Here is a 1,987-nt window from a genome sequence, read left to right as displayed (position 1 = left end):
CCCAGGTAGGTGCGATCGCTCTCCAGTAGTAGGTTGGGTGGAGTGCAACGGAACCCAACAACGGGTATATGTTTCCCACAGCGTGTTGGGTTCCCCCAGGTAGGTGCGATCGCTCTCCAGTAGTAGGTTGGGTGGAGTGCAACGGAACCCAACAACGGGTATATGTTTCCCACAGCGTGTTGGGTTCCCCCAAGGGGGTTCTGAGAAACCCGATTTTTGGGAAAACGGGGTTTCTTGGCTGAGGAAAGGGGTATATGTTGACCCACGAGGTGTTGGGTTCCCCCAGGTAGGTGCGATCGCCTTCCAGATATGCTATCGAGGCGATTGGGTCAAACCCTGACTTTTGCTCTTTGGGTGGGTTCCGCAACACCAGCCTGGGATTTTGCCCGACGGGAAACCGCTTTAACTTTTTTAACTTTTGTTTGGGGTTTCTGGGTCGGGAGGGGAGTTGCTTTGGTCCGCTTTTTTTTGGATTCAGGGGGGGCGACTGTTTCCGGTGTCAACTGGACCGATTGCCCTGTGACCTTCTTCTTAGATGGCTTCAGCAGACCGTGGCTGTCGCGGTCGTAGCTTTCCAGGCGATGGCGCAAAACCCGCCTGGCGTCGGAAATGCGCTTACGGACGTTGACCGGGGACACGAGAAGTCGCCCAGCAACTTCTGGGTAAGACTGCTGTTGTTTCATGTAGAGAATCAAGGTTTCCCGCTTCTTCGGCGGTAATGCCTCCATGGCGCGATCTAAAAATTCTTCCAGTTCCCAGCCGATACAAATCTGTTCCGGCGTGGGTTCGGGACTTACCCATTCATCAGCTAAGGCGATCGGATCGACATTCTCAACTTTCAAATGTTGGCGATCGCGCTGTCTGAGGATATCTGTACAATGATTCCAGGTTACTTTAACTAACCACTGCCTCCAATTCCTAATCCGTTCCGTCCGTTTTTGCAGTTGTTTTTGGGCTTTCAAAAGGGCTTCACTGAGGGCATCTTCGGCTTCAATGGGGTTGCCCATTTGTCTGAGACAACAACGCCAGAGATAGTCTTCATGCTCTAGCCATTGTTGCCAAAACTCGACAGTTAGCTGATAACTACTATTAGATAGATCCATTTTCTGAGAGTTCTCTATTAGGGTTGAGTCAAAAGAAAAGCAGTTAGATATACACCCTTATTTAGCCATCCTAAATAAATCCATGAATGAGCCATAAGGGTTCGGTGTGCTTACACATAATCAACTAATTCATTTCAGGAATCACTTCCACAGGATATTTATTCTACAAGGACTTCCACCAGCAGTGCTAAAAGCTGTTCCAAAAGCATATCTGCTGGCACTTACGCCCAATCAGGTTCGCACTCAGCACATTGGACCTGCCTTATGGGCAAAAGGCAACTCAAGGGTTGATATGTCATTGAAGATACCTATATATATGTAATTCGTCTCGCGATCCGTGATGTGTCACGATCGCTCAAAACCCGCACCCTCTTGAATATATTTTGCCAACAGAACACCGCCTCACATTAGCCGCAGATTAACTACTTGGTAATGTGGTTAATGATGATAATGATTGGAAAAAATTGCAATCTTAGAGCATATATCTTGAACTGGCTGGGACGATAATTCTACCCTTATTGTTCTGGCTCTAAAAGTATCATAACCTACTTTCCCAAAAAGTTTATATCCGATTTATGAAACTTGTTTAACTAGCCGGCCAAAATTCCACCTAAATCTCCTGGGAGGGGATTGACTCCGTAACAATACCAAAATGCCCGGCCCCATGGTAACAAGCCTGGGGGAGCGATCGCTTTTTTGGCATTCAAAGAAACGGGGTTTTAGCGATCGCTTAGGACGCAACTTATGAGTCGGTTATTAGCGCAAGTGTTACAGTGAATTTTGGATTCCCCCAGGTAGGTGCGATCGCTCTGGGTAGGTTGGGTGGAGTGCAACGGAACCCAACAGCGGGTATATGTTTCCCACAGGGTGTTGGGTTCCCCCAA

At 48.1% G+C, this 1,987-nt stretch carries 1 protein-coding gene; it reads right to left on the bottom strand.

The features are described 5' to 3' along the window. Positions 1 to 329 precede the first annotated feature (329 nt). Positions 330 to 1,103, bottom strand: a complete 774-nt coding sequence (locus tag ACTIE0_RS03590) for an RNA polymerase sigma factor (RefSeq protein ID WP_006670500.1) — start codon at positions 1,101 to 1,103, stop codon at positions 330 to 332. Positions 1,104 to 1,987: the final 884 nt, after the last annotated feature.

Source organism: Limnospira sp. (assembly GCF_051859755.1).
GTDB classification, from domain to species: Bacteria; Cyanobacteriota; Cyanobacteriia; order Cyanobacteriales; family Microcoleaceae; genus Limnospira; species Limnospira fusiformis.
This window is presented reverse-complemented; position numbering and strand designations above follow the sequence as displayed.